General features: G+C 37.1%; 15 protein-coding genes. 5 read left to right on the forward strand and 10 right to left on the reverse strand.

The window, feature by feature from the left end; genetic code table 11:
• Positions 1-4: 4 nt before the first annotated feature.
• Positions 5-1,033 carry a LacI family DNA-binding transcriptional regulator gene (locus I6U49_RS13565; protein ID WP_198629215.1) on the reverse strand — a complete coding sequence of 343 codons (1,029 nt, stop codon included), beginning with the start codon at positions 1,031-1,033 and terminating at the stop codon, positions 5-7.
• A gap of 225 nt (positions 1,034-1,258) precedes the next feature.
• Here I6U49_RS13565 and I6U49_RS13570 point away from each other — a divergent pair, with 225 nt between their 5' ends.
• The 5 genes from I6U49_RS13570 (at position 1,259) to I6U49_RS13590 (ending at position 11,727) form a co-directional block, all read left to right on the forward strand.
• Positions 1,259-4,177: a SusC/RagA family TonB-linked outer membrane protein gene (locus I6U49_RS13570; RefSeq protein ID WP_198629216.1), complete on the forward strand. Its 2,919-nt coding sequence runs from the start codon at positions 1,259-1,261 to the stop codon at positions 4,175-4,177.
• Between the two features lie 24 nt (positions 4,178-4,201).
• Positions 4,202-5,788 carry a RagB/SusD family nutrient uptake outer membrane protein gene (locus tag I6U49_RS13575; RefSeq protein WP_198629217.1) on the forward strand — a complete coding sequence of 529 codons (1,587 nt, stop codon included), beginning with the start codon at positions 4,202-4,204 and terminating at the stop codon, positions 5,786-5,788.
• Positions 5,789-5,806: 18 nt separating this feature from the next.
• Positions 5,807-6,949, forward strand: a complete 1,143-nt coding sequence (locus I6U49_RS13580; RefSeq protein ID WP_198629218.1) for a SusF/SusE family outer membrane protein — start codon at positions 5,807-5,809, stop codon at positions 6,947-6,949.
• A 165-nt stretch (positions 6,950-7,114) separates the two neighbouring features.
• Positions 7,115-8,569 carry an alpha-amylase gene (locus I6U49_RS13585; RefSeq protein WP_198629219.1) on the forward strand — a complete coding sequence of 485 codons (1,455 nt, stop codon included), beginning with the start codon at positions 7,115-7,117 and terminating at the stop codon, positions 8,567-8,569.
• Between the two features lie 602 nt (positions 8,570-9,171).
• Complete coding sequence (locus I6U49_RS13590) at positions 9,172-11,727, forward strand: adenosylcobalamin-dependent ribonucleoside-diphosphate reductase (protein WP_193709994.1); 2,556 nt, start codon at positions 9,172-9,174, stop codon at positions 11,725-11,727.
• Between the two features lie 259 nt (positions 11,728-11,986).
• Here I6U49_RS13590 and I6U49_RS13595 read toward each other — a convergent pair whose 3' ends face one another.
• From I6U49_RS13595 to pabB, 9 genes are all read right to left on the reverse strand, one after another.
• Positions 11,987-12,883 carry a hydroxypyruvate isomerase family protein gene (locus I6U49_RS13595; RefSeq protein ID WP_198629220.1) on the reverse strand — a complete coding sequence of 299 codons (897 nt, stop codon included), beginning with the start codon at positions 12,881-12,883 and terminating at the stop codon, positions 11,987-11,989.
• Positions 12,884-13,088: 205 nt separating this feature from the next.
• Positions 13,089-13,793, reverse strand: coding sequence for an NUDIX hydrolase (locus tag I6U49_RS13600; protein WP_193709996.1), 705 nt, complete (start codon positions 13,791-13,793; stop codon positions 13,089-13,091).
• A gap of 209 nt (positions 13,794-14,002) precedes the next feature.
• A complete protein-coding gene (locus I6U49_RS13605) occupies positions 14,003-15,679 on the reverse strand; it encodes a sodium/sugar symporter (RefSeq protein ID WP_198629221.1) in 1,677 nt (558 codons plus the stop codon).
• An 82-nt stretch (positions 15,680-15,761) separates the two neighbouring features.
• Positions 15,762-16,757 carry an aldose epimerase family protein gene (locus I6U49_RS13610; protein ID WP_227740288.1) on the reverse strand — a complete coding sequence of 332 codons (996 nt, stop codon included), beginning with the start codon at positions 16,755-16,757 and terminating at the stop codon, positions 15,762-15,764.
• A gap of 10 nt (positions 16,758-16,767) precedes the next feature.
• On the reverse strand, positions 16,768-18,591 hold the full coding sequence (locus I6U49_RS13615; protein ID WP_198629222.1) for a DUF885 domain-containing protein: 1,824 nt from the start codon (positions 18,589-18,591) through the stop codon (positions 16,768-16,770).
• A 3-nt stretch (positions 18,592-18,594) separates the two neighbouring features.
• On the reverse strand, positions 18,595-20,442 hold the full coding sequence (locus I6U49_RS13620) for a CocE/NonD family hydrolase (protein ID WP_198629223.1): 1,848 nt from the start codon (positions 20,440-20,442) through the stop codon (positions 18,595-18,597).
• A gap of 196 nt (positions 20,443-20,638) precedes the next feature.
• A complete protein-coding gene (locus tag I6U49_RS13625; RefSeq protein WP_198629224.1) occupies positions 20,639-22,657 on the reverse strand; it encodes a protein-disulfide reductase DsbD family protein in 2,019 nt (672 codons plus the stop codon).
• The gene (gene tilS, locus I6U49_RS13630; protein WP_198629225.1) at positions 22,654-23,964 is read right to left on the reverse strand and encodes a tRNA lysidine(34) synthetase TilS; all 1,311 of its coding nucleotides are present in this window, start codon (positions 23,962-23,964) and stop codon (positions 22,654-22,656) included. The genes I6U49_RS13625 and tilS overlap by 4 nt, the downstream gene beginning before the upstream one ends.
• Before the next feature lie 96 nt (positions 23,965-24,060).
• Complete coding sequence (gene pabB / locus I6U49_RS13635) at positions 24,061-25,359, reverse strand: aminodeoxychorismate synthase component I (RefSeq protein ID WP_198629226.1); 1,299 nt, start codon at positions 25,357-25,359, stop codon at positions 24,061-24,063.
• Positions 25,360-25,396: the final 37 nt, after the last annotated feature.

Consider the following 25,396-nt stretch of genomic DNA (forward strand, 5'->3'; position numbering starts at 1 on the left):
GATGTTAAATTAAAGATTTGGTAGAATTTCTTTCTATTAAACTGGTTTCCACAATCACTGTTTTATAAGACTCTCCTTCATCTGGTTTTCTTTCCAGTTTATCTATTAAAAGTTTTGCAGCTTCGCCTCCCATACGCTCACCGTGCTGACTTACTGTAGTAAGACTGGGAATAAATCTTTTGGAAAGTTCACCATTCGTAAAACCAATTACAGATACATCTTCTGGAACTTTTAGACCTTTTTCTTGTATAGCCTTTATGGCATGAATAGCGAAGTGTTCATTTACCGCAAATACTGCATCTACTTCATTCTTATTAATAAAATCCTTTATTTCGGCTTCACTACTATCCATATCTTCTATTTTAAGGATAAGGTTTTGATCAACTTCAAGATTATTTTCCCTTAAAATTTCAAGATAACCACGGGTTCTTAGTTTCCCTACACTCACATAATCTACAGTAGAGACAAGGCCTATTTTTTGTGCCCCGGTATCTAATAAGTACTGTACTGCTTTTTTAGCACCAATCACATCGTCTATAATCACTTTATCACAATGAATCTCATCTATTACACGATCAAACAAAACCAAGGGCATTCCTTGATTAATAACTTCAGTAAAATGATGGTAATCCTCTTTTTGTAATGTCTCTTTAGCCATAGACATAATAAAACCATCTGTACTCCCATTGGCTAAAAGCTCCATATTAAGTACTTCTTTATCGAAAGAGTTATTGGAAAGGCATACTATTACATTATAGCCTTTCTCGTTAGCTACCTTTTCTACTCCACTAATTACTGTAGTAAAGAAATAATGAACTATTTCCGGAATAATAATTCCTATAGTTTTTGTTTTTCGGTTTTTTAAGCTTAATGCTATATTGTTTGGCTTGTAATTATAAAATTTCGCAAAAGCTTTGATCTTTTTTCGTGTTTCTTCCCCAATTTCAGAACTATCTCTTAATGCCCTGGAAACTGTAGAAATTGACACGTCTAATTCTCTTGCAATTTGTTTTAAAGTCAATTTTGGCCTCATAGCAATCTTTTATTTAAAAATAAATAAAGGGTTATTTTTAAGATATCGTAAAAATACTATAAAATTTACGCGATACCCTCAAAATTTAAAAGTTTTCAACACTCAAACGTTTGCGCAAAATAGTCGTAAGTAAGTTCCTATTTCTTCACATTCTATTTACATACATTTAACCTCAGGAAGTAAAAATATGAGCCAAATTTTTAGTAACAATCAATAGAAAAATTTATGAAAACACTATTCAAAAGCACGTTGATGTTGCTCCTTATGCTACCAATAAATTTTTTCGCACAGGAAACAGTGAGCGGTGTTGTGAGCGAAAGCACAACTGGTCTTCCCATACCGGGCGTAAACATTATTGTTAAAGGAACAACCAATGGTGCCGTTACAGATTTTAATGGTAATTATACCATTACTAATGTAAGCGAAGACGAGGTTCTTGTCTTTTCATTTTTGGGTTTTGCTACTAAGGAAATCCCCTTTACAGGGCAGGAAACTTTAGATGTTCAATTAGACGAAGATCAGGCTACTTTAGAAGAAGTAGTGCTTATTGGTTATGGTAGTACTTCAGAGCAGGATGCTACTGGATCAGTAGAAAAGATTTCTTCGGAAAGCTTTAACCAGGGTGCAGTAGTTTCACCAGAACAGCTAATTGCAGGTAAATCTGCCGGGGTTAGAATTACTCCCGGAAGTGGTGAACCAGGTGCCGGATCTGAAATTAGAATTCGCGGAGGATCTTCTCTTTCAGGAAATAATTCACCCCTTATTGTAGTAGATGGCATTCCATTAGATCAAAGAGGAGTTCAGGGTGTAAGAAACCAGTTGAATTCTATTAACCCAAATGAAATTGAAGATTTTATAGTTTTAAAAGATGCCGCAGCAACCTCTATCTACGGCTCAAGGGCATCTAACGGGGTTATTTTAATTACCACTAAAAAAGGTAAAAAGGATAGTCCTCTTTCTTTAACTTATGATCTTAAAGTTTCTGCCGGAAGAATTATAGACAAAGTAGATGTTCTTAACGCAGAACAATTCAGAACTTTAATTGAAAATACTCCGGGTACAGATCCTTCATTATTGGGAGACACCAGCACCGACTGGCAAGACCAAATTTACCAAACTTCTGTAGGAGCAATTCATAATTTTACAGCTACACAGGGTTTCGAGGATTTCTCTTACCGTGTTAATTTTAACCACACTTCTCAAACAGGGGTTTTAAAAACAGATGTTTATGAGAGAAATGCATTAAACATAGCTCTTAACCAGGATTTATTTGATAATCACTTAAAGTTGACCTTGTCATCTAAAGGAATTGTAGATGAAAACCGTTTTGCCGATGATGGAGCTATTGGCGCCGCCATAGCTTTTGATCCTACGCAGCCGGTTTACAAGGAGGGAAGTTATTTTGATGGATATTTTGAGTTCACTACCTCTCCACAACAACAACAAATACAGGCTACACGTAATCCATTAGCACTTTTGGAGCAATTAGATGGACGTGGTACCACAAAGAGAAATATCACAAACCTAAATGCTGAGTATAAATTTCATTTTCTTCCGGAATTGAAGTTTAATGTAAATGCAGGTTTTGATTATTCAGAAAATGAAGGGTACAATAGAAGACCTTTAACGTCTGCAGCAAATAACCAGGATATTCCTTATTTTGAAGACTATGGTGGATTCAACAGAAATACACTGCTTGATTTCTATTTCAACTATAAAAATGATATAGATTTTCTAAATACCGAGTTAGATCTTACAGCAGGACATTCTTACCAGGAATTTTATATAACCAGCAAAAGAATTGCAACGATCTCTAACGATATCCAGGATTTCCCTAGAGAGACCAATCGTAATGCTTTGGAATCCTATTTTGCCAGAGCCAGTTTTGATATTTCCGATAAATATTTGGTTTCAGGCAGTGTGAGACGTGATGGTTCTTCAAGATTTGGAGGAGATAATAAATGGAGTATTTTCCCTGCGGTTTCTGTAGGTTGGAAATTACAAAATGAAAATTTCCTTTCAACTTCTAATGTAATTAACAAATTGAAACTTCGAGCAGGTTACGGGGTAACCGGCAACCAGGAAATTGGACCAAATTATGGTTACTTTGGAGTTTACAATCCTAGTGTAGGTGGAGCGCGTTACCAATTTGGTAATCAATTCTACAATACTTTACGTCCAGAAGCTTTTGACTCTGATCTTAAATGGGAAGAATTAAAAACCTATAACCTTGGTATTGATTATGGTTTATTCAATAATAGAATTTCAGGTACGGTAGAAGCTTATTACCGTGAAACCGAAGATCTTTTGGCAACAGTACCGGTACCGGCAGGTGCTAACCTTACTGATCTTTTGGTTACTAACGTTGGTAGCACAGTAAGTAAAGGTTTAGAGTTTGCAATAAATGGTGCTATTATTCAGCAGGAAGATTTTAACTGGGACGTAAACTACAACATAACCTTTCAGGACCTGGAAATTACCAACCTTACTTTAGGTGAAAATCCAGATTTTGAGATTGCTCAGGGAGGAATAAGCGGAGGTGTTGGTAACAATATTCAGCTTTGGAAAGAAGGTTACGACCCTACAACTTTTAATGTATTCCGCCAGGTTTACAATGAAGATGGGCAGCCAATTGAAGGCGCTTATGCCGATATAAATGGTGATAACCAAATTACCGAAGGAGATCGTGTTCCTTACAAAAAGGCCACCCCAGATTACTTTATGGGGCTAACCAATACTGTAAATTATAAGAACTTTGATTTCAGCTTTACCTTTAGAGGTAACTTCGGAAATTACATGTATAACAACACACAATCTGGAGCAGGATTTGTTGGAGCGGGTACGGTAACCCCGCAACCTTACTATTCCAATTTTAACAGTAACGTTTTAGAAAGTAACTTCAAAAACAATCAGTTCTTTTCAGATTATTACATTCAGAGTGCAGATTTCGTAAAATTAGACAACATCTCTGTTGGGTATTTATTTCCAGGAGAAGATTTGGATGTTAGAACTTCACTAACCGCTACCAATGTATGGATCATAACCAACTATGAAGGTTTAGATCCTGAAATTGCTGGAGGAATAGACAATAATTTTTACCCAAGATCAACTACAGTTGTACTTGGCTTAAATCTTTCATTTTAAGAAATAATATTTAATAAAATAGTTATGTTAAAAACACTAAAAACATTCTTCATACTTTTTATAAGCGCAGGTTTATTCTGGGCTTGTGAAGACGATTTAGATTTGCAGCCTGAAGATAACAGGCTTACGGCAGAAACTACTTTTGAAGATCCAGAGTCTTATAAGCAGTTTCTAGCTAAACTGTATGCCGGTCTCGCGGTTAGTGGCCAGGAAGGCCCAGCCGGAGATCCAGACCTTATAGGCCTTGACGAAGGTTTCTCCCAGTATTTAAGATTATACTGGTCTATGCAGGAACTTACTACAGATGAAGCAGTAATTGGATGGAACGATGGTACTATTCAGGATCTACACGCCCAAACCTGGACCGCAGGAAACGAGTTTATTAGAACTATGTATTCTAGAATAATGTATCAGGTTGCCCTAACCAACGAGTTTTTGAGACAAAGCACTCCAGAACTTTTGGAATCTAGAGGTATTGCCGCTGAAGCAAGAGATCATATAGCTAGCTATCGTGCAGAAGCTAGATTTCTAAGAGCTTTACACTATTATCACGCTTTAGACCTATTTGGAAATGTACCCTTTGTAACCGAAGAAGATCCAGTGGGGGCATTTCTTCCGCAGCAAATTAAGAGACCCGCTTTGTTTGATTACATAGAGAGTGAACTTCTAGCTATAGAGAGTGAAATTGTTAGCGTAAATTCTAATGAATATGGACGTGCAGACCGGGCAGCAGTTTGGATGTTACTTTCTAAACTCTATCTAAATGCTGAAGTTTATACCGGTGAAAATCACTATACTGAAGCTTTAGACTATTCTGATAGAGTAATTAATGCTAATTATTCTTTAACTGATGATTACCAAAAATTATTCCTTGCAGATAACGACTCCAACGGGGCACAATCTGAGGTAATCTTCCCTATCACTTTTGATGGGCAGGAAACACAATCTTATGGCGGTATGGCATTTATTATCCACGCCTCAATTGGTGGTGATATGGATCCGGAGGATTTTGGTGTGAGCAGTGGCTGGGCGGGACTTAGAACTACATCTGCCCTGGTAGATCAATTCCCTGACGGAGCAGATTCTGAAGACAAAAGAGCACTGTTCTTTACCGAAGGGCAAACAAAAGAAATTGAAGATATTTCTAGCTTTAATGATGGGTTTGCAATTGCCAAATTTAAAAACGTAACTGTAGATGGAGAGCAGGGGTCTGATGATACCGGAGAATTTCCAGATACCGATTTCCCCATGTTTAGACTTGCAGATGCTTACTTAATGTATGCAGAAGCTCACTTAAGAGGTGGTGGTGGTAGCCAGGCAACTGCTTTAGGATATGTGAATGAATTAAGAGAACGAGCTGACGCTGATCAAATTGGTAGTTCAGACTTAAGCCTGGACTTTATCCTTAGTGAGCGTGCCCGTGAATTATACTGGGAAGCTCATAGAAGAACAGACCTTATTAGGTTTAACCAATTTACTGAAAATGGAGTTTGGCCATGGAAAGGTAATGTTCCCCAAGGAGCCACTACTCAAAGCTATAGAGACTTAATGCCTATCCCTGCTTCAGATTTAGGAGTAAACACCAACTTAGAACAAAATCCAGAATATTAATTTTTTAAAAGAATTAAAATGAAAAAAAATTCAATTTTATTTTTAGCATTTGTCGCGCTACTAAGTTTTAATGCGTGTTCACAAGACGACGATATTGTGTTCGTTGCGCAACCAGATCCGGAAGGAATTCAATTTAGTAATTCTTTACAAAGCACTTATGTATTACCGTCTGCAAATCCTGATAATCTTGCCGAAAGATTTGTTTGGAACGAAGTAGACTTTGAGGCTCCTACCACCATCTCTTACGAACTCCAGGGGTCTGCCACTGAAGCTTTCGATAACTATATGGTAGTAGGAAGTACTGGAAGTAACAATCTTGGTGTAACTATTGCCCAGATGCTGGATCTTGCGGAAGAAGCAGGTTTAGATAACGATCCTGAAACAGAAATGCCAAATACAGGTACTGTTTACTTCAAAGTACGTGCCTTTGCCGGTGATGGTGAAGGAAATGCGCTGGAAGAATTTTCAGAGATCTTAAGTGTGAATGTAGAACTTCCTGAAGCTGAGGAAGAAGGTGAGCCTGCGAAAACCAATCTTTACTTTGTAGGAGATGCTACTGTAGCAGGTTGGAGTAACAACAATAATAACACCCCTATGTTTCGAGATGCAGAAAATGACAATATTTTCTACTTCCAGGGAAGATTTGCAGGAGGCCCTGAGACAGAAGGCTTTAAACTTCTTGAAATACCTGGTGCGTGGCAACCACAATGGGGAGGCACCAATGGAATTCTTGCGGTAAACGCAGGAGATTCTGAAGATCCGTCAGCTTTTTCTGTTAATAATGATGCTTATTACTCCCTATTGGTTAATCTAGATGATTTGACTTATACCTGGGAAATAATAGATGAAACAGGAACCGATGTACAAACCAATATCGGTATTATTGGAACTGCAACTTCTGGAGGTTGGGATGCAGATACTGACATGACTCAATCTGAATTCAATCCTCATATCTGGTATCTACAGGATATCGAGTTAGTCGATGGTGAAGCCAAATTTAGAGCAGATGATGCATGGGACCTTGATTGGGGAGGAGCAACTCCAATAAGTGGGGAAACCGCAGTAGCTGGAGAAAATATTCCGGTAAGTGCAGGAACTTACGATGTTTGGTTTAATACACTAGATGGTCGATATATCTTTATTCCTCAAGCGGAAGAGTAAGAGACTAAATTAACTTAAAGGGCTGCCTGGAAGGTTATATTACCGTCAAGCTGAACTGGTTTCAGCTTCTAACTTGTTTTGAAAATCAAAAACTTAGATTCTGTAATAAATTCAGAATGACGTTCTAAAAACCTTTCAGACAGCCCTTCTTAATTCTTATCTATTATGAAAAAAACTAAAATGTTATTTCCTTTTCTTTTTAGCCTGCTATTAATAATATCAGGTTGCTCTAAAGACGATGATGAAGTTGTTGACTCAACAGATGACATCGTTGACGGCGAAGATCCGGAGGAAACTCCTAATGATCCTGAAGCCTTAGATCTATCACAATATTCCAGTGGGCAAAAGGTAATGATGCAAACTTTTTATTGGGATGTAGAACCACGTTTTGAGTGGTGGAACAATCTTTCAGATAAAGTTGAAGGCTGGGCAGATGCCGGCATAGACAGATTATGGCTTCCCGTGGCTACCAAAGGGCAGTCTGGAGGTTATTCAATGGGCTACGATCCTTCAGATTATTTCGACTTTGGAGAATACAATCAGCATGGAACTGTTCCTACACGTTTTGGAACACGCGAAGAACTAGAACATCTTATTGCTAAATCTCACGATCTGGGGTTAGAGGTTATTGCAGATATCGTTCTAAATCACAATTCAGGCGGCGGCCAGGAATACAACCCATATCGCGAAAAGGATACCTATACCCTATTCAACGAAAAGAATGGAAACGCCTCGGGAATGTTCAATAGAAATTACGAGCATTTTCACCCAAATGATGTAAGCCAAAGTGATGAGGGTAATCTTTTCTTTTCTGAACAGGATGTAGATCATGATGTTCCTTATGTACAGGACTGGCTGTGGAAAAATGATAATTCTGTAGCTAAATATTATAAAAATGAAATGGGCTTTGACGGCTGGCGATTTGATTATGTAAAAGGCTTTGGAACCTGGGTGATCAAAGACTGGATGAACGAAGTTGGTGGTTTTGCCGTTGGAGAAAATTTTGATGGAAATGCCGATGTTTTGATCAATTGGGTTGGCGCCACCGGAGTTTCAGCTTTCGATTTTGCCACATTCTATAAAATGGAAGAAGCTTTTGATCGTTTTGACGACCTAAATTATTTAGATGGAAATACACTTCGTAAGGTTAATCCCGACAAAGCTGTGACTTTTGTAGCAAATCATGACACCGAAAAAGACGAAAATGAAGACAACCGAATCGCTACGGAAAGTAAAATGAAGGCCTATGCTTATATTTTAACACACGATGGATATCCCACAATTTTCTATTCAGATTATGAAGATGAAACCTTTAACGCAGAAATTAAAAAGTTAATTGATATTCATAACAGCCTGGCAATTGGCGATGTAAAGGTAATTCACGTAGATAAAGACGAATATATAATGAAAAGAGAAGGGAATGCTGAAAACCCCGGATTAATTCTATATATTAGCAGCGGAAACTCTACTTTACGTAGAAACGTTCAAACTAATTGGAATAACGTTACGCTATTAGATTACAGTGGCAATACAACATACACCCCTACCTCCGATGAAAACGGAATGGTCACGATTGAAGCTCCGGCGAATGGATATTCAATTTATTCCATAACAAAATAGGTTTTATTTTGAATTTTCATAGGTGTTAATTCAAAGATTGGCTGGTTGTTAGCTCAACCAGCCTCTTTATTTTTATAAACCCACGTTTATCTTAAACCAGATTAGCCTTTTTTTTTCAGGCTTTGCCACCCCTAAAAATTAATTGATATCGGCCGGTAGGAAATCATTGGCTGTGGCGACATAGTATTAAACCCCATTTTTCACATTCAATTATTTATTGGCACCGCCAAAGAATATAATATCCCGAGGCTTTCTTCGAAATTAAAAACTTGTTTCCAACGAATGCCTCGTTGGCTTACCCAGAGGTAGTTTACTAATTAATTAAAATTAAAACACTGTAACACCTCAATTTATAACAAAAAATAACATTTAGGTCGTTTAAGCTTAACAAAAAAGCAGTTATTTAATGCACAAGTTTAAATTATATTTTTTTACAAATTTGTCAACTTACAAATGTTGATAAATTTACAATTTACTGATAAACAGTTTATTAACAATTTTTGTTTGATAACTTTTTTCAACAGGATTTTATATTCTTATACTTCTTTGTCTATATTTACAGTCTGCTTGAAACTATTACTAATCCAAAATTTAAAATTAATATGGGTGTGAACACTACTACCGCCACTCCTAAAATCTATAGCCAGGAAGAGGCCTTTAAAGCTTCGCTTGACTATTTTAAGGGAGATGATTTAGCCGCACGGGTGTGGGTAAATAAGTATGCGCTTAAAGATTCTGAAGGGAATATTTATGAGCTTACGCCAAACGATATGCATCGTAGAATTGCAAAGGAAATTTCCCGTGTAGAGCAACGCTACCCAAACCCAATGAGTGAAGATGAGGTTTTTGACCTTATTAAAGACTTTAAATATATTGTTCCCCAAGGTAGCCCTATGGCGGGTATAGGAAACCCCTATCAAATTGCATCCCTTTCTAATTGTTTTGTTATTGGCAACGATGGTGATTCAGACTCTTATGGCGGAATCATGAAAATAGACCAGGAGCAGGTGCAACTTATGAAGCGTCGTGGTGGTGTTGGGCATGACCTATCTCATATTCGCCCAAAAGGATCGGCAGTTAAGAACTCGGCCCTTACATCTACCGGGATAGTTCCTTTTATGGAACGTTACTCTAACTCTACCCGCGAAGTTGCTCAGGACGGCCGTCGTGGAGCACTAATGCTTTCGGTTTCTATAAATCACCCTGATTCTGAAGATTTTATAGACGCTAAAATGGAGCAGGGCAAGGTAACCGGGGCCAATGTTTCAGTGAGAATTGATGACGATTTTATGCGTGCGGTTAAAGAGGAGCGCAATTATGTTCAGAAATATCCAATTTTTAGTGAAAATCCTAAGAAATCTAAAGAGATTGAAGCCAATAAGCTTTGGAAAAAAATAGTACATAACGCCTGGAAATCGGCAGAACCGGGAATCCTTTTCTGGGATACGGTAATTAACGAGTCGGTACCAGATTGTTATGCAGATCTTGGTTACAAAACGGTTTCAACCAACCCTTGTGGTGAGATTCCACTTTGTCCTTACGATTCTTGCAGGTTATTAGCGATAAACTTATTTTCTTATGTAGAGAATCCGTTTACGAAAGATGCTTCTTTCAACTTTGAACTTTTCAAAAAACACATCGCAGCTGCGCAACGTATCATGGATGATATCATTGATCTTGAACTAGAAAAGATTGATGCTATTCTTGCAAAAATTGAAGCAGACCCTGAAGGAAATGAAATTAAAGGTGTAGAATATAACCTTTGGAAGAATATACAAGCCAAAGCAAAAGAAGGTAGAAGAACCGGAATAGGAATCACCGCAGAAGGTGATATGTTAGCCGCTTTAGGTATAAAATATGGAAGTGACGAAGGTGTAGATTTTTCAGTAGAAATACACAAAACCATTGCTTTAGAAGCATATAGAGCTTCAGTTTACGCCGCGAAAGATAGAGGTGCTTTTGGAATTTTTGATTCTGAAAGGGAAAAAGAAAATCCATTTATCCTTCGACTTAAAGAAGCCGATGAGAAATTGTATTACGATATGCTGGAATATGGTCGTCGTAATATTGCATTACTCACTATAGCCCCTACCGGAACTACCAGTTTAATGACGCAAACAAGCTCTGGAATTGAGCCGGTATTTATGCCTGTTTATAAAAGAAGAAGAAAAGTAAATCCGAACGATAAGGATTCACGAGTAGATTTTGTAGACGAAGTTGGCGATTCATGGGAGGAATACGTGGTTTTCCACCACCGTTTTAAAGAATGGATGCAAGTAAACGGTCACGCCATAACCGATGATTATACGCAAGAAGAATTAGATAAGCTGGTTAAAGCTTCTCCTTACTATAAGGCTACTTCTAATGATGTAGATTGGCTAAGCAAGGTAAGAATGCAAGGGGCAGTACAAAAATGGGTAGACCACTCTATTAGTGTGACTATTAATTTACCAAACGATGCCACCGAAGAATTGGTAGGCGAATTATATCTAGAGGCCTGGCAAGCAGGCTGTAAAGGTGTTACAGTATACCGTGATGGTTCTCGTTCTGGAGTTTTAATTTCTAATGACGAGAAAAAAGAAGAAACAGAAGAAGAAAATAATACACCATTCCCAACTACACGTCCGCAAACATTAACCGCAGATGTAGTTCGTTTCCAGAACAATAAAGACAAATGGATTGCTTTTATTGGCTTGATAGACGACAGACCTTACGAAATATTTACCGGTTTTGCCGACGATGAAGAAGGAATTTTATTGCCTCGTTGGGTTACTGAAGGTGTTATTATTAAAGCCAGAAATGAAGACGGAACTTCTCGTTACGATTTCCAGTATCAAAATAAACGAGGGTACAAGACAACTATTGAAGGCCTGTCTCATAAATTTAATCCAGAATACTGGAATTATGCGAAATTAATCTCTACTACTCTTAGGCATGGTATGCCAATTGAAAAGGTAGTAGACTTAATAAGCAGCTTACAACTGGACAGTGAATCTATAAACACCTGGAAAAATGGAGTTGCCAGAGCCTTAAAACGCTTTATTGCAGATGGTACTGTTGCAAAAAAACAAAAATGCCAAAATTGCAATTCATCTAATCTTATCTATCAGGAAGGTTGCCTTACCTGTCAGGATTGCGGTTCTTCTAAATGTGGATAGATAGCTCTTGTTAGATTAGATAAAAAACAGCCTTTTGAAAATTTCAAAAGGCTGTTTTGTTTATTGCTCTAAAATATTTTAAAATGAACTCTCAAAAATACTATCACCAAGCTTGTCTTGATTAGAGCTTATTTGAATTATTTAAAAGTTAAAATAAATTCAGTGTAAAGAATATATAAACTAACCTAAGCCGTTTTATATATTTTCCGTTTTCTAAGTTTATTTAAATGATATTCCCTCGCCATTTTTATTTTTGAAACTAAACATCACAAATTTCAATGGCCTTTCTTAGCGATAAAATTTCATCAGGGTTGGTGGGAATAAATTCCTGGGCTACATAACCGGTAAAGCCGGTATCTACAATTGCCTTCATAATTGCCGGATAAAATAACTCCTGAGTATCATCAATTTCGTTTCTCCCCGGAACTCCGGCTGTATGATAATGACCAATATAGTTATAGTTCTTTTTAATACTAGCAATTATATCACCTTCCATAACCTGCATATGGTAAATATCAAAAAGAAGTTTAAAATTATCTGCCTGGATTTCTTTAGCCAGGGCAACCCCCCATGCAGTGTGATCTGCCATATAATCGGGATGATCAACCTTACTATTAAGAAGCTCCATAACCAGAGTAACATTTTTCTTTTTTGCATACTTCAGTAGTGGCTTTAATCCTTTTGCACAATTTTTAATTCCGGTTTCCTCATCCATACCTCGTCGGTTTCCAGAAAAAACAATCACGTTTTTTATATTATGCCTGGAAGCTTTATTAATTAAGCCGCGATATTTTTCCTGAAGATTACTATGATTTTCCGGCTCATTAAATCCGTTTTCAATACTGGCAAAATCATCAGTAGCCATAGAACAAACCAATCCATACTCCTCTACTGTCTCCCACTCGGAAGGTTTTAAAAGGTCTATTGCCTGAATCCCCATGCTGGCACAGGTTTTTGCAAATTTATCTAAAGGAATATCCTGAAAGCACCAACGACATACCGAATGCTTGATGTTGTTTTTAGGCTTATTTAACAAAGTGTTATTGTCTATATAATTCATAGCAGCAAAAGAAGAGGCTACACCACCAATACTTAAAACTCCTGAGCCTATGGCAATGCTCTTTAAAGCATCTCTTCGTGAAAAATTTTTATTCATAATAATTGGTTTTGGCTAGTTACTATTTTCGAGATAAAAACTGCAAACTTTTAAGCTTAAAAGCAATTATCTCAGTAAATTGTAATTTGCAAAGCATTTTACAATAAATGTAAAATTTACTATTATTATTTAGAAAAAAAATTTTTCGATAAATTATTTTTTAAATTTTTCTTAACTAATTTTTACATGCTGTTTTTTTTAGGTCTTAGGCTATTTTAAAATCATAACCTGACTCTAGAAGCTCCTGATAATTCTCATGATCAAATTTATAGAGAAAAGCCCCTCTACGGGAAGTAGATTTATCTTTTTCGTCTAGTTTTACAAGCACATTAAGAGATAACACCTTTTTACGAAAGTTTCGTGCATCCAATTCTTTCTGGTAAATAGCTTCATAAAGCTGTTGTAACTGCGGAATAGTAAATTTTTCAGGGAGTAATTCAAAACCAATGGGTTTATACCTGGCTTTTCTTTTTAATCGCTCTAAAGCATCTTCCACCATTTGATTATGATCCAATACCAATTCTGGTAATTTATCTATTTCATACCAATGTGCCCCATGCTTTTTAACCAGTTCTTTATCATATTCATCTAATCTAATCAATGCATATTGCCCTATGGAAATTGAACGGAAACCGGGATCCCTTTCTGCTTTGCCGTAGCTTCTAAGTTCTTCCATAAACACATTTTCCAAACCGGTGATTTCTGTTAGCACACGTTTTGCCGCCTGGTCTACATCCTCTTCCAATCTTACAAAACTCCCTATTAAAGACCAGGAATTTTTTAAAGGTTCAACCCTTCTTCTAAATATTAATAGCTTTAGTTTACCTTCATCGAAACCAAAAATTATACAATCGGTAGCGACATACATTTTATCGTTCTTACTGTAAAAATCTTCCTGGAGTCGAATCATTTATATTTTAAAAGTTTGGGTTTACATAGGTTATCCCTTAAAAATACTCAGGATTAAAAAATGATTATTTCTCAATTAAAAACCTCTTATTAGTTCCGAAAGCATCATTTAAGATATATTCCGTAAAAAGAGAGATTGTCTAAAAAGCCTTAAGTATATACAAATTTCAAAGTTTAAAAACTTTCCAGACAATCCCTTTATTTTTTTATTTACCAGAACATGGCGTAAAGCATAGTAACAATTAAAAGGATTGCAAAGGCACCAATATTAAATGCCGGGCCAGTATTAAACAATTTACTGCTAAGTTTAATCCCTTTTTCGTGATCACGCCCTTTATTTTCAGCCAAACTAATTACTACCATAATCAGCATGGTTAACAACCAGGTTATCATCATTTGATGCATAAACGGAAGGGTTACAAATATAGCACTGTCTATCCATCCGTTAGGTCCTACTTTAAAGAATAAAGCTATTGGGATAGAAGCCAGCACACCAAATATAGCAGCTTTGTTTGTGGTCTTTTTCCAGAATAAACCTAACATAAATACGGCTAAAATTCCGGGACTAACCACCCCGGTATACTCCTGAATATACTGGAATACCTGACCTAAGTTCTTTAATTGCGGAGCAAGAATTACGGCTATCACCAAAGCAGCAGTTGCAGAAAGCCTTCCTACTTTTACAAGATTCTTTTCAGAAGAATTCTTACCAAAATATGGTTTATAAATATCCATGGTAAAAATAGTGGCTGTAGAGTTAAGCATAGAAGCTACCGAAGAAACAATAGCTGCAGCAAGAGCTGCCAATACCAATCCTTTTAAACCTGCCGGTACAAATTCCTGAATAAGCCATGGGGCGGCGTTATCATTTATAATATTTCCAGTATCACTAAAGAAAGAACTATCGGTAAAATCCAGGGAAATAGCACCATCTGGTCCCGTATTCATTACGAAGGCAATGATCCCGGGAATAACTACAATTAACGGAACAATTAACTTTAAGAATCCGGCCAAGATAATCCCTTTTTGCGATTCCCTAAGGCTTTTTGCTGCCAGGGTACGCTGAATAATATATTGGTTAAACCCCCAATAGTATAGGTTTGCTACCCATAAACCTCCAATTAAAACAGCAAGGCCTGGAAGGTCCCACCAGGCATCCTTTCCATTTGGTGTTATAATTTCACCTTTATCAAGAATCATAGAAAATTTTTCGGGAACCTGCTCGTAAACCGCAACCATTCCAGAGATTACACCACCATCTTCGGTTACGTGAGACAATGCGATAAAGGTAGTAATAAGCCCTCCAATAATTAGTAATACCACCTGTACAACATCGGTCCAGGCCACTGCCGAAAGTCCGCCATACAAAGAATAAGCAGCCGCAAAAAAGGCAAGACCAATAATTGCATATATAAAGAAAGAGCCATCACCGGTACCCATAATAGTATCTAGCGCAGTAGCTCCAAGATATAGTACCGAGGTTAGGTTAACAAATACAAAAAGGCAAATCCAAAAGACTGCCAAAATTGTTTTTAAATTAGAGCCATACCTAACTTCTATAAACTCCGGGATAGTATACAAGCCTTTATCAATAAAAATGGGCAGGAAAAATTTCCCAACCAATAGTAAGGTAATTGCCGCCATCCACTCATAGGAGGCAATGGCAAGGCCAATAGCAAAACCCGAACCAGACATACCAATAAACTGCTCGGCAGAGATATTGGCAGCTATTAAAGATGCTCCAATGGCCCACCAGGGCAAGCTTTTGTCTGCCAGAAAATAACCTTCGGAAGAATCTCCTTTTCCTCGTGACACGTACAAACCTACGCCCACAATTAAAAGTGCATATGCTGCAAAAATAATTTGATCTAGTAATCCAAATTCCATAAGTAAGCTGTTAAAAACCCATATTTAATTGGGTGTTAAAATTAAATGTTAGAAAATTTTATAAGGGTGAAGTTCAAACTTGTTATTTCGAGACTAAAAACTTATAACTTATTCTGTTATAATATGTTTCTCCTGGTTTTAATACGGCATCAGGAAAGTTCCTAAAGTTTGGGGCATCAGGAAAATTCTGAGCTTCCAAACATAGCGAAGGATACTCTTCTGCAATTGGCGTATAATAATTTAGGTCTTCGGGAAGAGTCTCAGGAGCATAAGCTACCATGGCTTTTTGATTGGTCTTTACCTCCATTTTTATGCCGGTTAGTGGTGCAAAAAGCCTTGCAGCCACTTCATCTTCTCCAGATTTCAATACAAAACTATCATCCAGGCTCCTATTACCAATTAATTTACTTTCGCTAAAGTTTTTAGGGTGCTTTTTTAGTTTGGTTAAATTTCCGGTTGGCATTAAGTTTTTATCTACCTCCAAAATCTTTTCAGCATTAATCTTTAAAAAGTGATCGCTTATACTTCCTCCGCCATTAAGGTTAAAATAAGTATGATTTGTAAGGTTAATCACCGTCTTTTTATCGGTGTGTGCCGAATATTCTATTTGCAGTTCATTTTCTTCTGTAAGAGTGTATTTCACTTCAACCTCAAGGTTTCCGGGATAATATTCTTCTCCATCCTTACTAAGGTAAGATAGTGTAACCGAAGGATTGGGGGCTGTAGTTTCCTCCTTAATTTCCCATATTTTATATTGAAAACCTTCCCGGCCACCATGCAAATGCACTCCATCCTTTTCAAAAAGCTTATAAGTAGTTTCGTCCAATTCAAACTCGCCATTAGAAATCCTACCTGCGTAGCGTCCCACTGAAGCACCAAAACATTTATTGTGCTCTTTATAAACCGAACGAATAAATTCTTCTGCACGGGGACTCACTACTACGTTAACAAGGTTCCCGCTTTTATCTTCCAGTTTAAATTTAAGCACTGCAGCACCGTAGTTTAGAATATCCAATTGGCTACCTTTGTTATTTACAAGGCTTACGGTTTTAAGGTCTTCTTTTTGTAAAATTTTCAATTTCTTTATTTTAAAGGTTATTTTTAGAAATCCAGGCGTTTACTTTTTCTGTAAGGATATTCAAAGGTAAGGCTCCATTAAGAAGAATCACATCGTGAAACTCCCTAATATCAAAATCTTCTCCTAATTGCTCCTTAGCATGCTCCCTTAGCTCTAAAATCTTATTCATTCCAATTTTATAGGCTGTTGCCTGGCCGGGCATTACAATATGCCTTTCTACCATTTTAATACAATCACTTTCAGCATTTGGGGTGTTCTCTTTATAATAGGCTACCCCCTCTTCCCGAGTCCATTTCTTAGCATGAATTCCGGTGTCTACTACCAGCCTACAAGATCGCCAAAGCTCCATGGCTAATCTTCCAAAATCTGAATAAGGATCCCGGTAATAACCTATTTCCTTCGGCAACAATTCACTGTAAAGTCCCCAACCTTCAACATAAGCCGTGTAAAAACTAAATTTTCTAAACTGTGGCACATCCTCTAATTCCTGCGCGATAGCAATTTGCATATGATGCCCTGGGATACCTTCATGATAAGCCAAAGCTTCCATTTGGTAGGTAGGCATTGCTGCCATATCGTATAAGTTTGCATAATAGGTTCCCGGTCTGGAGCCGTCTTTTGCCGGTTGTTGATAAAAGGCTTTTCCTGCACTTTTCTCCCTAAAAGGCTCTACCTGCTTTACTACCAATGCTGCATTAGGAGTAGTTTTAAAAAGTTTATCTAAATCTCCTTTCATCGTATTGATGATAGCTGTAGCCTCTTTTAAGTATTTTTGCCTCCCTAAAGAATCATTGGCATAATAAAATTGCTCATCTTCACGCATAAACGCAAAGAAATCCTGCAATGTTCCTTTAAAACCAACTTCTTCCTTTATTTTTTCCATTTCAGCATGAATTCGGGCAACTTCGTTTAATCCTATTTCATGAATTTCATTTGCTGAAAGATTTGTAGTAGTGTTTGTTTTTAAAGCATAGGCATAAAACTCCTCTCCTTTTGGAAACTTCCAGGCTCCCGCATCGCTATTTGCTCGTTTTTGTTGGTTTTCCAGAAACAAAATTAAAGTTTCATAAGCCGGTTTCACTTTTTTAATGAGCGCAGTTTCAGCTTTGGCCACCAGGTCTCTTTTTAGGTCACCAGTAATTTTAAGCTCGTTTATTTTTAATTTAAAATCTTCAAGCAAAGCGCTGTTCTCTGAAGATTTAACAAAGGGTTTAGCCTTAATCAAATTTCTACTGGATTCCAAGACCCTATCAAAAACAAATTTTGGAGGTACAATACCATTTTGCTCTCGTATTTTCAGGTTCCCAATAACGTCTTCCATAACCTCAGGAAATCCTTCTAATCTTGAAATATAAGCTTCGGCATCACTTATTGAATCTATACGGTGCATATTGATTAAAAATGCGGGAAGTTCTGCATGGTAACCATGCATTTGGTTTACCGGGTAATTGTAAAACCTATAATTATAATCTTCTAATTGATTTTTCTGCTTTTGAAGATACAACTCATAACTTAAACGAGTTTCCCGGTTTAGGCTGGAGGCATCTATTTTTTTTAAGTACTCTAAACGTCTTTTTGCCTTATTACGTTCTTCTACGTACTTTAAATGAGAAAAATCGTCCCATTTCCCATAGTTGGTTTTTTGCCCAAGCCGGGTTTGCATCATGGGAGATTCAGCCACATCCTTTTGAAACTCTTCCTCAAAATACCGATTCAATTCGGCCGAATTTGCTTCAATTTCTTCTGCGGAATAATTTTCTTTTTGCTGATTACAGGAAATAATAAAAACCAGAATACCAAAAAAGAAGATTTTATGAATTAGTCTGAAGCTCATAAGCTATTCTTTAATTACTGAAAATTCTATCGAAGAATCCCCAAAAACTGTATGTGTTTGGGCCTGAAAATCTTCTACTTCAGCTTTAAAAATATTAGGCACATAAGTTTGCGGGTTTCTATCTATAAGCGGGAACCAGGTACTTTGAACCTGAATTTGCAATTTATGGCCTTTTTTAAAAGTATGATTAATATCCTGAAGCGTGATATTAACCTCTGTTTTCTTATTCGGTTCAAATGGCTCTGGGTTTTCGAAACTATTTCTAAACCTACCGCGCATCACTTCACTGCGCACCATCATATGGTAATTATCCATATCTAAATGTTCCATAGTCTCCTCATAATCTTCGGCATCTGGTGGATAAACATCTATTACTTTTACAACCCAATCTGCCGCAGTTCCGGTAGTGGCCACTTTTAACAGGGCTTTAATCTCCCCGGTTAGTTTTAAATCTTCTTCCAAAACTTCGGTTTCAAATACCAATACATCGGGCCTTCTGGCCGCGAAGCGCTGGTCTCCTGTCATATATTCTCTTGGCGTAAAAACAGCTTTAATTTCGTTGTTGTAAGAAACCGGTTTTGCCGGGTCACTTACAAAGCTTTTTTTATTATTGGTAGCTTCTAAGCTTAGATCCTGATTATTCCCAAGATAAAAAACTTTCTTTTCTGTGTTTTTTGGAGGCCAGGCAGTATAAGAGTTCCATTTTTTGGCCCCGGTATCGTAAACATAGGCTTCAGCAAGATCTAAATCTCCTCTAGCATCGCCTTTTAGAAAATGATTAAAGAATTTAGTTTCAATATTCTTTTGGTAATCTTCAGAGATATTATCACCAAAATATACATTCCCTACGGCCTGTCTTTTCGTTTGCCTGGCCCAATCGCCGTGACTCCAGGGACCAAAAACCATAATATTGTAGTTATCGCTGGTTTCTTCAATCTTTTTGTAGGTATTAAACGGGCCATAAAGATCTTCGGCATCAAACAAACCACCCACAACCATAACCGCTGGTTTAATGTCTTCTAAATGCTGGATAATTCCGCGAGATTGCCAAAACTCGTCATAATTAGGGTGCTCTTTTAGTTGTTGCCAAAAAATATTGTCTTCGCCATAATGTTTATCCAGGTTACTAAGAGGCCCTACATCTAAAAAAAACTGATACTGATCTTGCGTTCCTAATTCGGGTAAACTGTACCAGCTTTCGGTAGTAGGCCCGGTTTTATCGTATCCAAAAAGTGCCGTTGCCCGCCAATAACTTAATAGATAAGCTCCATTATGGTGAAAATCATCAAAAAAGAAATCACCAATTCCCGCTTGCGGTGACGAAGCTTTTAGGGCCGGATGCGCATCTATCAAAGAAGCCACCGCATAATGCCCGGGGTACGAAATGCCCCAGGTTGCCACCCTACCATTATTGTTTTCAACATTATTAATAAGCCATTCTATAGTGTCGTAAGTATCACTGGACTCATCAAATTCATTTCCTTTTTTATTGGGGATTATAGCACGCATATTGTCGTACTTTCCCTCGCTCATCCAACGGCCACGAACATCCTGATAAACAATAATATTGCCCTCTTTCATCAAATACTCATTAGGCCCAATTAGGGAGCGAAATTGATCTTCGCCATAGGGTCTTGAGCTATATGGAGTACGCTGCATTAAAATTGGATATTCTTTAGAAGTATCTTTTGGAGAATAAATAGTAGTGTGCAGCCTGGTACCGTCGCGCATAGGTATCTCCACTTCTGTTTTATTGTAATGTTCTTTTACATTATATTCTTCCTGCGCATAAACACAAAAAGTTAAGAAACTAAAAAACAGAAATATAACACTAAATCGGAGTGATTTCATAAATAAGGCAGATTTTAAGCCCCCTAAGATAGAAATTACACCGGTAAACCTAAAAGAATTTTACTCGATAATCGAGTTTTAAATAAATCAGGCTTTGATTCTAAATTAAATAGAAATTCTAATCGATAACTTTTAAGCCTGCCAGGAAATAAATTCAGGTTAATCAGTACATGGTTTATACAAATTCTTAAGAGGTTTATTTCGATGTTTCCTGAAACTTTGCAAGTCCCTCCTTTAACCACGCCAGGTATTCTGAAGCCTTTGGGGTATAACCTACCGGTTCATTCAACATATCAACTTCGTTATCTAAAAGCACATAAAATGGCTGGGAGTTATTCTTAAAGTTCAGCGTTTGAAAAGTAGCCCATTTATCCCCAATAGTTTTAATGGGTTTTATACCACCTTGCGGCTTCATATAATTAAATTGTGCTTCTTCCGGAAGTTCTTTTCTATCATCTACATAAAGAGAGATAAGTACATATTCATCATTCAATATATCAAAAACTTCAGGGTCGCTCCATACCTGTTCTTCCATCTTTCGGCAATTCACACAAGCCCAGCCGGTAAAATCAAGAATAATAGGCTTATTTTGCTGGCGGGCAGCTTCCAGGCCTTTATCCCAATCTTTATAAGCTTCCAAACCTAAAGGTGCTTCGGTTCCTTTATCGTAGATACTATAAAATAAGGGTGGAGGAAAACCACTAAGCAATTTAAGGTTTGCTGCAGAAGTATTGGTTAAACCCGGAATTAAATAAAGTACAAAGAAAAAAGTAACGACACCTGCTCCAAACCTGGCTTTACTAATCCTCTTTTTAGGACCATCGTGCGGAAAGCGAATAAGCCCGAATAAATAAGCCATAAGTCCCAATCCTACAAGCACCCAAATTCCTATAAAAATCTCACGCTTTAAAAATCCCCAATGCTCCACAAGGTCGGCATTAGAAAGAAATTTAAAGGCTAAACCTAGTTCGATAAAGCCTAATGTAACTTTTACGGTATTTAACCAACCACCACTTTTTGGTAAAGAATTAAGCCAATTGGGGAATAATGCGAACAATGCAAAAGGCAGTGCCAGGGCAAGGCCAAAACCTCCCATACCCATAGACAATTGCATAGCTCCGACATCGCTGGTTAATGAGCCTCCAAGTAGCGAACCTAAAATAGGGCCGGTACAGGAGAAAGAAACCAAAGCAAGGGTAAGCGCCATAAAAAAGATCCCTACAATTCCCCCTACACTAGAAGCTTTATCGTCCATTTTATTGCTCCAGGAACTAGGTAAGGTAATCTCGTAATACCCGAAAAAGGAGAAAGCAAAAATGATAAAAATGATAAAGAAAACGATATTTAGCGTAACATTGGTAGAAATATTATTAAGTATTTCGGGGTTCACACTGTCTAATAAATGAAAAGGCAGGCTAAGCAAAAGGTAGATGGCGAATATAAAAACCCCATACAGAATAGCATTCACCAAACCTTTTTTTCTGTTTTTAGCACCTTTCGTAAAAAAAGAAACCGTTAACGGAATCATTGGAAAAACACAGGGAGTTAAAAGCGCAATTAACCCCCCTACAAAACCAAGCAGGAAAATATTTAAAAAGTTATTTCCTTCTTCTTCCTCTTCGGGAGCAAATTTTTCCATTCCTGAAACATTAATATTCAATGCTTCGGTAAGTTCTTTATCTTTTTCTGAAATTTCCAGATTGGTAAAACCTTCGGTAATTTCATTATCCTGGATGGAAATATTAAAACGTTCGGTATCGGGAGGCAAACATTTTTCGTCATCACAAACAGAGAAATAAATCTCGGCAACAATCTTAGGATTACTCCCGGGTTGCACTTTAATTTGTTGTGTAAATACAGCTTCACCTTCAAAATAGATAATATCGGCTTCAAAAACCTGGTCGTAAATAGGTGCTACATCAGGTTCTTTGGTATCTTCTATTAGCTCATAATTTTCCTCTTCATAATTATAGGAAAACGAAGTAGGTATTGGCGCGATATCAATATCGGCTTCTTTTTGGGAATATAAATGCCAACCTTCTTCCAGGTTCGCCGTAAAAACCAAATTAAATATGCTATCGTTTTCTTTTTCTACGGCAGCTTCCCAGGTAATAGGATCGTCCATTTGGAAGTCTTCGCTACCATCGTTAAAATATTGCGCCTGTAACTGAAGAAATGGAATAAAAAACAAGAGCAGACTCGATAGATATTTCATAAACTAAAAGTAATTTTTATTATTTTTTGATCGGGTGAAGTTATGGAAAACCGTCTATCGGCCCGCTGATTTACCACCCAAACAATTTTTTCGCCAGAGCACAGCAACCAGCTGTTTTCTTTTTGCGGCAAAGATAATTTTTTGTTTTTAAAGAAGTCGCTTAACTTTTTCTTTCCTTTCATACCAAAAGGATAAAATATATCCCCCTGCTGCCATTTTCTAACTTTAAGAGGAAATTCCAGTTTATCGGGATCTACATAAATGCAATTTGAAACTTTCTCATCTATATCAGCTACTTCTAAAAATGAAAATGTTCCCATAGGAAGCATCACAAAATCTTCATCTTTGGAGATTTCGTAAATTTTATCTTCGGTTTTATCAATTTCTGTAAGCAACAAGTAATCCCTATCTTTCACTAACCTGTGGGAAGTAGAAAAAACCATTTTACCGGGTTGAGCGTCTAATAAATGGTACACATCATTCCACTCGGTAAAACCAAAAGATTTTAGTAATTGGTATAAAACTGCAGTCTTATTAGGGATTTTTTTTAAATAATTTATATCCAGGCTATAGCCATAATCTGTTTTCTCAACAATTTTTGGATAAAGCAAGCTTAAATAATCCTCAACCAATTGTTCATTTTCTTTTAAATGCGATTGGGTCTTTAAAAAAGTATCTAAAAATTGCGGGTTCATTTCTTCTAAAATAGGTACCAGATCGTGCCTTATTTTATTGCGAAGGTATTTAGTGGAGGCGTTGGTACTGTCTTCCTTCCATTCAATAGTATTCGCTATGGCAAAAGCCTCAATTTCCTTTCGGGAAAACTTCAACAAAGGCCTTATTATGTAATTGCTATCCACATTTATTCCGCTTAAGCCCTCCAAACCGGTTCCCCTTATTAAGTTAATAAAAAAAGTTTCCAGGTTATCGTTGGCATGATGTGCGGTTAAGATAAAATCAAATCGATGTTTAAGGCGTAGCTCTTCAAACCATTGGTACCTGAGTTCACGTGCCGCCATTTGGGTAGAAAGCTTATTGTCTTTTGCATATTTTACAGTATCAAAATTCTCTACAAAAAGCTCTACTTGCAGTTCTTTTGCAAGATTGGCAACAAACTCTTCATCGGCTTTACTTTCTTTGTCCCTGAGATTAAAATTACAATGTGCCAGGCTCAAATCCAGTTTAGCTCTTTTACATAGATGAGTAAGAACCACGCTATCTACACCACCACTTACGGCAAGTAAAATTTTACTGTTACACAAATAAGGAAATTGTGATTTAATCTCGTTTTTGAAAGCTTTTTCCATAAGAAATCAAAGATACAAAAACAGTTGGCAGTGTTTTAGCAAGCAGCAGGCAGAAATTAGAATACTGGTTTTTATAGCAAACTATATCGATCTATACTAAGAAAGCACCTTTCTCATAGCCAGGGCTTTTAGCAAGCATTCTTCGTACTCCTTCTCTGGTATAGAGCCGGCAGTAATTGCGCCACCTACCGAAAAAGACACATATTTTTTATTCGAATTATATAAAATACTTCTTATAACCACATTAAAATCGAAATCGCCCTCTGGGGTAAAATAACCTACTGCCCCACTATACAATCCGCGTTTGGTTTCCTCCAGCTCTTCAATAATTTTCATTGCTGAAATTTTTGGAGCACCGGTCATGCTCCCCATGGGAAAAGTAGCCCGCAACGCCTCTACCGGTGGAATACCATTATCAATTTCAGCCGAAATGGTAGAGATCATTTGATGCACTTGTTTAAACGAATAAACTTTACAAAGTTCATCTACGTTTACACTGGCTTTTTTCGCAATTTTAGAAAGGTCGTTTCTCACCAAGTCTACAATCATCACGTTTTCCGATTGTTCCTTGGGATCTTTTGAGAGTTCTTTTGCAATTTGAAGGTCTTCTTCGGGATTTTTAGAACGCCTTGCGGTACCTTTAATGGGTTGGGATATTAATTTAGAGCCTATCTTTTTTAAATAGCGTTCCGGCGAAGCCGAAAGCAAATAATGCTCTTCCAATTTTAAAAAAGTAGCAAAGGGAGGGCCCGAAATTTCGTTAAGGTCCCGAAATACTTCAAATGGTTCTATTTCCCTGTTATCTACAAAAAATTCCTGGCAAAAATTAGCTTCATAAATATCGCCACGCTGAATATAGGCGAGCATTTTATCAAGCTTTTGCAAATATTCTTCTTTTGAAATTCGGGATTGTATTTTCGCTTTTAAATCATCTCTTTTCGGTTGATGGCTATCGGCGACTGAGAGGTTTAAAATTTCACTGAAATCTTCTTCTATTTCATCATCCAGCATTCTTAGGTAGCGCATTTCCAATTGATCGCCTTTTAGCAAAAATAATTTTTGAGGCTGAAAAAAATAAAGATCGGGAAAAGCTAAACCATCAAAATTCTTAGAAGAAAGATTTTCCACGTCATTCTTAAGGTCATAAGACAAATAGCCAAAAATCCAGTCTTTGGTGGTTTGCTGGTACTCCTGAAGCTTTGCAAAAGCCTGGTGATAATCAGTTTTTACAGCTGTAAATGCGCCTACGGCCAGCAATGCATCAAACTCTCCGTGATTTTGATGATAATTATTACTATCTAGCCACGCAATTTCCTCAAACCGCTTGCTCCATTGTAAAAGTTGCTTTTTAAACCTTAAAGGCTCTTTTAAAGTAAAGATAGTTGTTGTGCGCACCGACTATTAATTTGGAGCGCAAAGGTAAAAACAATTT

It is taken from the genome of Salegentibacter maritimus, assembly GCF_016236915.1.
Lineage (GTDB): Bacteria > Bacteroidota > Bacteroidia > Flavobacteriales > Flavobacteriaceae > Salegentibacter > Salegentibacter maritimus.